This window comes from Vibrio sp. 10N.261.46.A3 (assembly GCF_041472995.1).
In the GTDB taxonomy this organism is placed as follows: domain Bacteria; phylum Pseudomonadota; class Gammaproteobacteria; order Enterobacterales; family Vibrionaceae; genus Vibrio; species Vibrio coralliirubri.
Window position 1 is genome coordinate 103,894 of the sequence record NZ_JBFRRH010000058.1, and the last position, 8,324, is coordinate 112,217.

An 8,324-nucleotide genomic window follows, 5' to 3' on the forward strand; every position below is an offset into this window, starting at 1 on the left:
GACTCTGCGCTTCTTGACTCTGTGTAAAGGCAAAGTGAATGAGTCTATTTTGTCGAACAAGTATATCGGGTATTAAACCATCGATTTCAGAGCTTCGCGAATCAACTGCTCGCTGGTCATGCCATCTTTAGCCACTTGAGAAACCACCTTAGAAGCTTGAGTCGGCTTGTAGCCTAATGCAAGTAGTGCACTTACCGCTTCTTCTTCCGCGTCGTGAACGGTAGGCATAGAATCAATCGGAGCTGCATCCGTCGCTGGAGTAAACAGGTCACCTGCGCCCCACCCTTTCAGGCGGTCTTTCATTTCAACAACCAGACGTTCAGCGGTTTTCTTACCCACACCCGGAAGTTTAACCAGCGTCGAGATGTCTTCACGCTCAACACTCTGCACAAACTGGCTAGCAGTCATGCCTGAAAGAATGCCAAGGCCAAGCTTAGGACCCACACCGTTTGCTTTGATCACTTCACGGAACAGCGCACGCTCTTTAACCGTGTTAAAACCATAAAGTAGCTGCGCATCTTCACGTACAACAAAGTGCGTGTAGATGATTGCCTCTTCGCCCACGTTTGGTAATTCATAAAAACAGCTCATTGGCATTTGAACTTCATAGCCAACGCCACTCACTTCGATTAGTAATTCTGGTGGCTGTTTTTCTATTAATGTACCGCGTAGACGTCCGATCACAATTCACTCTCTTGATGGAATATAATTTGAGGGACAGAATATAAAAGAACTGGATGCTTATCCAGTTCTTTGTGTTTATTAGGATGATTTATTTAAGCTTGCTTAGCTTGGGAAACCACGCTGTTTAAGCTTTCGACCAGTTCTTTTACTGAGGTGACATGCCCGGTCAGTTCAGAACCATAATTAGCGACTAAACCTGACACGGATTTGGTTTCTGCAACGCTCTGTGCCACTTCTGAACTCGCGAGATCGAGTTCTTTCAATGAGCTCATCTGCATCGCCATAATATTAGTCAGTTGGTTAACGTCGGTCGAGATGGTTTGCACCTCGGAGATAATACCGTTCATTTCATTGGCCGTGGTTTCAATGATGGCTCTGCCATGCTCCACTTCTTCTTTACTTCGGTCTAATAAGGTTCGAATTTCTATCGCGGAATGGCTGCTTTTCGCCGATAGCTCTCTCACTTGGTCAGCAACTACCGCAAAACCTCGCCCTTGCTCACCAGCACGAGCCGCTTCTATAGCTGCATTGAGTGCTAATAGGTTGGTTTGCTCCGCAACCGAGGTAATCAAATCAGCGACTTTCATGATTTCTTGATTACTTTGAATTATCTGGCTGATCGCACTGGTTGAGGCTTCTAATGATTCTGAGCTCTTTTGCGCTTTCGTTCCCACGGCTTCGCTACGCTCTTTTAGCTCACCCACAAATGAATTAGATTCCTCGATGCCTTGAGTCATTTGATGCAGTTGTTGGCTCATCTGTTCTGCTGCACTCGCCTGAGATTCGCAATTGATGTTCAACACTTCAACTTGAGCATGCAGGTCTTGAGACTGCTGATCTAAATGGACAGAGACGCCCTGTAAGCTTTCAGAGTTTGAGTTCGCTTGGTCAAGGACAATGGAAAGTCGACCTTCGCTTTGCGTCGCTTGATTGGCAATCTGTTGGCTTTCCGAAATCGCATCTTCTGCCATTTCAATCGCCACCTCTTTTTGCTTAGCAGTAAAGGCTTGCGCAATGCAAATCACCACCAGCGGCATGATCACACCAGACCACGTCTCAACCACTACCGCTTCCGGAGTAAGCACTAACTGCGGAAATTCAAAGCCATCAAGATGAGCTGAAGTCATCACCAAAGAAACGCCAATCACTAACCCACTCCATACAAGGGCGACAATTCGAGTTCCTGACAGGAAAAAAGCAACCACTAACAACGGCACCCAATAAGCCTGAGTAGACTCAACCACACCACCGCTTTGATAGATGATATTCAGGGCGTGCACCGCCATGCCGACAAAGCCAAAGTTCAATGCCAAACTGGGCTTTCGGGTAATGCGTAATAGCAGTGCAGAAACTAATTCAAAGGCGATAAGAAATATGGAAGTGGCGACCAGCAATTGCTCTTCATGCTTGGTCCACTTAATGAGGCTGTAGACACCCACGAAGAATGCGATAAAAGTGAAAAGTAATAAGATATCCGCTTGTCTGACTTCGTTGCTATTCCATCCATTACTTTTGGGTAGAAACAGCGCGCGCCACAGCTTGATTGGGTTCATCAGTGATCATCCTTGATTAACTTGTAAGACCTCCGACCAATGTTAATAACATGTTAAATGATACGCAATGTTATTATCTGGGTTATGTTCGAAAGATCTCATTTCATCAAGGATTTAGGTGCGTATTGTTTTGATATGAGCCAAACAGGGCGTCAGGCTCAAGTAATGCAAGCTTTCAGAAAATTGAGGGATGGAATTAACGGTAGCGCCCTTTTCTCGCGCCTGTCGCTTTACCTGCCAGTGCAACCAAGGTTTTATTGGTGTTGGCGTGAGTGATCGCTACGCCTAGAGCATCGGCAGCATCGGCCTGTGGTTTGGCAGGCAACTTAAGCATGCTCATCACCATATTCTGCACCATCGACTTGTCAGCACCACCATTGCCTGTCACCGCTTGTTTGATTAAACGAGCCGCATATTCATGAACGGGCAGATCCGCATTTACCGCTGCCACTATCGCGCTGCCACGAGCTTGACCCAGCTTAAGTGCAGAATCCGCATTCTTAGCCATGAAGACCTGTTCTATCGCAAACACATCCGGCTGAAACTGAGTGATGATTTCGCTCACACCGGCGTAGATTTGTTTGAGTCGGCCCGGCAATTCTTTTTCTGAGGTTCGAATGCAGCCACTCCCTAAGTAATATAAGTGGCGGCCATTTTGACGAATAACACCGTAACCGGTAATGCGTGAGCCAGGGTCAATCCCTAAGATAATAGACATAACTTCAATACTGATTATTTATACATGCTTTATGAGCTTAGTATATCGAACGCAAAAAAAAATGCCCGTCAAATTAACGGGCATTTTCTAATTTACTGGCTAGTCTGGCTAATTAATTAAGAGCTCTCTATCAACGAGGATCTCTTCATCAACAAGAAAAGATAACAGGCTTACGCTTGCTCTTTTTTCTCTGCCAATTTAACTGCGATTGCTAGCTCTTCCAGTGATGCTGGGTTCGCTAGGCTTGGCGCGTCTGTTAGTAGACATGCTGCAGCTGTTGTTTTCGGGAATGCGATAACGTCACGGATGTTCTCTGTACCACAAAGCAGCATTGCTAGACGGTCAAGACCGAATGCTAGACCTGCGTGAGGTGGCGTACCGTACTTAAGTGCTTCAAGTAGGAAGCCGAACTTCTCTTGCTGCTCTTGTGCTTCGATACCTAGGATACCGAATACCGCCGTTTGCATTTCTGCGTTGTGAATACGTACAGAACCGCCGCCTACTTCGTAGCCGTTGATTACCATGTCGTATGCATCAGAATTTGCTGCTGCTGGGTTCGCTTTAAGCTCTTCCGCATTCACACCTAGTGGTGATGTGAATGGGTGGTGCATTGCGTGTAGGTTACCTTCGCCGTCTTCTTCAAACATTGGGAAGTCAACAACCCACAGTGGAGCCCATGCAGATGTGTCTGTTAGCTCTAGATCAGTACCTAGTTTAAGACGAAGTGCGCCCATTGCTTCAGCAACGATGCCCGCTTTGTCTGCGCCGAACAGAATGATATCGCCAGATTCAGCTTGAGTGCGATCTAGAATACCGTTGATTACGTCTTCGCTTAGGAACTTAGCAACTGGAGATTGAATACCTTCCATGCCTGCAGCACGGTCGTTAACCTTCATCCAAGCTAGGCCTTTCGCGCCGTAGATGTTTACGTGTTCAGCGTAACCGTCGATTTGCTTACGAGTTAGCTTAGCACCACCTGGAACACGGATAACCGCTACGCGACCTTTTTCGTCGTTAGCTGGGCCAGAGAATACTTTGAACTCAACGTCTTTAACCAAGTCAGCAACGTCAACTAGCTCTAGAGGGTTACGTAGATCTGGCTTATCAGAACCGAAACGACGAATCGCTTCAGAGAAAGGCATTACTGGGAATTGACCCAGTTCAACATCTAGAAGTTCTTTCCACATATCGTGAACAAGCTTCTCAGTCACGTTACGTACTTCTTGAGAAGTCATGAAAGATGTTTCGATATCGATTTGAGTAAATTCAGGCTGACGGTCAGCACGTAAATCTTCATCACGGAAACATTTAACGATTTGGTAGTAACGGTCAAAACCAGACATCATCAGCAGTTGCTTGAACAGCTGAGGAGATTGAGGAAGTGCGTAGAAGCTACCTTTGTGAACACGGCTTGGTACTAGGTAGTCACGAGCACCTTCTGGTGTCGCTTTCGTTAGTACTGGCGTTTCGATGTCTAGGAATAGGTTCTCATCTAGGAAACGACGAACGAAGCTAGAAGCACGTGCACGAAGCTTGATACGGTCGCTCATTTCTGGACGACGAAGATCGATGTAACGGTACTTAAGACGCTGCTCTTCAGAGTTCGTTTGGTTGAAGTCTAGTGGAAGTGCTTCTGAACGGTTGATGATCTCTAGACCAGTCGCGTAAAGTTCTACTTCACCAGTAGCCATGTCTTTATTTACTTGGCTGTCCGGACGAACACGTACTTCACCAGTAAACTTGATACAGAATTCATTACGCAGTTGGTTAGCGATCGGGAAGATATCTTTCATATCTGGATCGACAACAACCTGAACGATGCCTTCACGATCACGCATATCAATAAAGATAAGACCGCCTAAATCACGGCGACGGTTTACCCAGCCGCACAATTCTACAGTTTGTCCCGCCAGGGACTTGTTCAGGTTACCACAGTAATGGGTACGCATAATGAATTTCCCAATCTCTTAATTATTTACTAATTTCCAAGCTGTCAGTGGTCATTCCACACAACAGAGCAAAGGAACATTTATACGCGGAAACTCGCTTAAAATCGACCTTCCACATTCGAATTTATTGTGTTTTATCTGGCTTTGCTGCTTTTTAGCCCATCAAGTGCGCAAAGATTCATCAAAACCGAAAAAATTGCGATAATTATATCTCGAAAGTACCTTAATCAGCAAAACTCTCGTAAAGTAGATTTTCATTTCAACCAAATAACTTTTTGTAATGACTGATGGCGTGATGGATAACGGTGTAATAGATGGATGATCGTGTAATAACAACAGAAACTTTACCTCTAAGACTTGGATTAACCATGTGGTCTCACTCTGAGTGGCAAAGTCAGTTCTATGGCAAGGGAACCAAGCCTGCTGAACGCTTAGAAAAGTACACGCAAGTTTTTCATACCGTCGAGGGCAACACGACCTTTTACGCTACGCCAAGTATGTCTACCGTACATAACTGGAAAGCCGCGAGTCACGATGATTTCAGGTTCACGTTTAAGCTACCTAAATTTATCACCCACCAGCAACAACTGAGACACTGCCAAGCCGAACTCAAAGAGTTCTTGATGACGATGTCGCCACTGCATGACCGCATTGGTCAATGGACGATTCAGCTGCCGCACAGTTTTGAGCCCAGCATGCTGCCTGCCCTACAAAAGTTTTGCACCTTATTCCCAAAAGATATGCAGCTTGGCGTCGAAGTTCGACACTTGGGTTTCTTTGATAAGGGCGATGCGGAAAAACGCTTCAACCAATGGCTGGTTGAGGAAGGCATCAATCGCATAATTATGGACAGCCGCCCCGTTTTCTCTGCGCCACCCACCACAGAAGCGGTGATCGATGCGCATCAGAAAAAGCCGCGTGTTCCTGTTCATGCAATTGCGACCGCCAATAACCCAATGATTCGATTTATTGGTCACCCAGACCAAGAACCTAATATTGAGTTTTTTAAGCCTTGGTTTGCCAAAATCCCAAACTGGCTTAATGAAGGCAAACAACCCTATTTAATGATCCATACCCCAGACAATAACCACGCGCCCGAACTTGCGATTGCTATTTACAAGCGACTACAAAAGCAAGTGTCTGAAAATACATCATTATTACTGCCCGATCTGGCTCAGTTTCCAGCACAAAAAGGCAATCACCAAATCTCGATGTTTTAACCCATCACCTATAAGTAACTTCGAACCTTGAGCTAAATCTCAGTTTTCGTGACAGTGGCGCTTTTTTTACGTAAAATACGTCCCCTTTTATTTGGTACGAATTTTGTGCCAATTACGCTGACTGTCGAGAGAAAATGCTATGAGCAACACAGACAATATCTTTTCCGCTCCTATTGATAAAATTGGAGACTTCACCTTTGATGCAAGGGTTGCTGAAGTATTTCCGGATATGATTCAACGTTCGGTGCCTGGCTATAGCAATATCATCTCTGCAATCGGCATGCTGGCTGAGCGCTTTGTAAAGCCACATTCAAATATTTACGACCTTGGCTGCTCGCTTGGTGCTGCGACACTTTCTATGCGTCGTCACATTCAGCAAGAAGGCTGCACGATTTTCGCGATCGATAATTCAGAAGCCATGGTTGAGCGCTGCAAGTTGCACGTTAATGCTTACCGCAGTGACACGCCGGTAGAAGTGATTGAAGCCGACATCCGTGAAGTGGAAATCAAAGACGCTTCTGTTGTGGTGCTTAACTTTACGCTGCAATTTCTTTCTCCGGACGATCGATACGCTCTGCTTGAGAAAATTCATGCTGGCTTGCGCCCAGGCGGGATCTTAATCCTGTCAGAAAAATACGTATTCGAAGATGAAAGTTCAAATGAACTGCTTATCGACCTGCACCATGATTTCAAACGTGCTAACGGGTACAGCGAGCTAGAAGTAAGTCAGAAACGTAGCGCCATTGAAAACGTGATGCGCCCGGATTCGATCCCTGTTCACAGAGAGCGATTTGATAAGATTGGCTTCTCAAGCAGCGAAGTCTGGTTCCAATGTTTCAACTTTGGTTCAATGTTCGCGATAAAGTAAACATTTTCGATTACGTAACCGTCGCGACACCGTTAGCACGTACTAAAATGTCATCCTCAAGAGCGAGGAACGAGCGAGTTGGGGATCTCTTATCAAACACGATAAACGAGATTCCCTAACATGTTTGTCCACACTCTTAATGGAGTGACAAATTTAATTTCTACACCACCAACTCAGTGAAAACCTATGTTTAATTTTGCCAATTTTTATCAACTTATTGCCCAAGATACTCGCCTTCAGCCGTGGCTAAATGTCCTGCCACAGCAACTGACCGATTGGCAAAATGCAGAGCACGGTGACTTTGACCGCTGGTTACGTGCACTAAACAAGATTCCACAGGGTGTGCCAGACCAAGTTGACCTGAAAAACTCAGTGACGATTGGCAGCTCAACACCGTTCCACACGGGCGAACTTAAAAAGCTAGAAAGCCTATTAAAGACGTTCCACCCATGGAGAAAAGGACCTTACACGGTTCACGATATTCATATCGATACTGAATGGCGCAGTGATTGGAAATGGGATCGTGTGCTTCCACATATCTCTCCATTGAAAAACCGTTCGGTTCTCGATGTAGGTTGTGGCAATGGTTACCACATGTGGCGCATGCTGGGTGAAGGTGCCCGCTTAACGGTTGGTATCGATCCTTCTCACCTGTTCTTGGTTCAGTTTGAAGCAATTCGTAAGTTGATGGGCGATGACCAACGAGCTCACCTATTACCTCTAGGTATTGAGCAGCTGCCAAAGCTAGAAGCCTACGACACGGTATTTAGCATGGGCGTGCTTTACCATCGTCGTTCACCACTGGACCACTTGATTCAACTAAAAGACCAATTGGTGTCTGGCGGTGAACTGGTTCTTGAAACCTTGGTTATCGAAGGCGACGAAAATGCGGTACTGGTTCCTGTTGACCGTTACGCGCAAATGAGAAACGTCTACTTCTTCCCTTCAGCTCGCGCACTGAAACGCTGGCTAGAACAAGTTGGTTTTGAAGACGTACGAATCGTTGACGAAAATGTCACGACAATTGGTGAACAACGCACCACAGAATGGATGACACACAACTCTCTTCCAGATTACCTCGATCCGAACGATCCAAGTAAAACGGTTGAAGGTCACCCTGCACCGAGACGTGCGATTCTGGTAGCAACAAAGCCATAGATTTACTGCCCACAAAGCAGTGGCATATTGAGTAAATAAAACACAAGCGTATTAAGGCAGCAAAACAATTGCTTGCATGGTCAAAAAGCCACCGTTAATTTCACGGTAAACTTTGCTTCCTGAGCTCACGAATTGAACAAAAATTGACTTATGTTTATACCGAATCAACTTGAA

At 45.7% G+C, this 8,324-nt stretch carries 7 protein-coding genes; 3 read left to right on the plus strand and 4 right to left on the minus strand.

Going from position 1 to position 8,324, the window contains the following annotated elements:
* Positions 1-72: 72 nt before the first annotated feature.
* From ruvA to aspS, 4 genes are all read right to left on the minus strand, one after another.
* Positions 73-684: a Holliday junction branch migration protein RuvA gene (gene ruvA, locus AB4484_RS14280; protein ID WP_017062079.1), complete on the minus strand. Its 612-nt coding sequence runs from the start codon at positions 682-684 to the stop codon at positions 73-75.
* A 92-nt stretch (positions 685-776) separates the two neighbouring features.
* Positions 777-2,237: a methyl-accepting chemotaxis protein gene (locus tag AB4484_RS14285; protein ID WP_050621823.1), complete on the minus strand. Its 1,461-nt coding sequence runs from the start codon at positions 2,235-2,237 to the stop codon at positions 777-779.
* Between the two features lie 196 nt (positions 2,238-2,433).
* The gene (gene ruvC, locus AB4484_RS14290; RefSeq protein WP_004736470.1) at positions 2,434-2,955 is read right to left on the minus strand and encodes a crossover junction endodeoxyribonuclease RuvC; all 522 of its coding nucleotides are present in this window, start codon (positions 2,953-2,955) and stop codon (positions 2,434-2,436) included.
* Between the two features lie 170 nt (positions 2,956-3,125).
* Positions 3,126-4,904, minus strand: a complete 1,779-nt coding sequence (gene aspS, locus AB4484_RS14295) for an aspartate--tRNA ligase (protein ID WP_017062081.1) — start codon at positions 4,902-4,904, stop codon at positions 3,126-3,128.
* Between the two features lie 314 nt (positions 4,905-5,218).
* Between aspS and AB4484_RS14300 the strand changes: the two genes are divergently transcribed.
* From AB4484_RS14300 to cmoB, 3 genes are all read left to right on the plus strand, one after another.
* Positions 5,219-6,124: a DUF72 domain-containing protein gene (locus AB4484_RS14300; RefSeq protein ID WP_372078808.1), complete on the plus strand. Its 906-nt coding sequence runs from the start codon at positions 5,219-5,221 to the stop codon at positions 6,122-6,124.
* A gap of 139 nt (positions 6,125-6,263) precedes the next feature.
* Positions 6,264-6,992 carry a carboxy-S-adenosyl-L-methionine synthase CmoA gene (cmoA, locus tag AB4484_RS14305; RefSeq protein WP_017062083.1) on the plus strand — a complete coding sequence of 243 codons (729 nt, stop codon included), beginning with the start codon at positions 6,264-6,266 and terminating at the stop codon, positions 6,990-6,992.
* Between the two features lie 186 nt (positions 6,993-7,178).
* A complete protein-coding gene (gene cmoB, locus AB4484_RS14310) occupies positions 7,179-8,150 on the plus strand; it encodes a tRNA 5-methoxyuridine(34)/uridine 5-oxyacetic acid(34) synthase CmoB (RefSeq protein WP_009846365.1) in 972 nt (323 codons plus the stop codon).
* The last annotated feature ends 174 nt before the right edge of the window (positions 8,151-8,324 follow it).

What these genes read in the sequence shown, in the direction of transcription:
- AB4484_RS14285 (WP_050621823.1), bottom strand. Translation starts at nt 2,237, where the DNA reads ATGAACCCAATCAAGCTGTGGCGCGCGCTGTTTCTACCCAAAAGTAAT.
- ruvC (WP_004736470.1), bottom strand. Translation starts at nt 2,955, where the DNA reads ATGTCTATTATCTTAGGGATTGACCCTGGCTCACGCATTACCGGTTAC.
- aspS (WP_017062081.1), bottom strand. Translation starts at nt 4,904, where the DNA reads ATGCGTACCCATTACTGTGGTAACCTGAACAAGTCCCTGGCGGGACAA.
- AB4484_RS14300 (WP_372078808.1), top strand. Translation starts at nt 5,219, where the DNA reads ATGGATGATCGTGTAATAACAACAGAAACTTTACCTCTAAGACTTGGA.
- cmoA (WP_017062083.1), top strand. Translation starts at nt 6,264, where the DNA reads ATGAGCAACACAGACAATATCTTTTCCGCTCCTATTGATAAAATTGGA.
- cmoB (WP_009846365.1), top strand. Translation starts at nt 7,179, where the DNA reads ATGTTTAATTTTGCCAATTTTTATCAACTTATTGCCCAAGATACTCGC.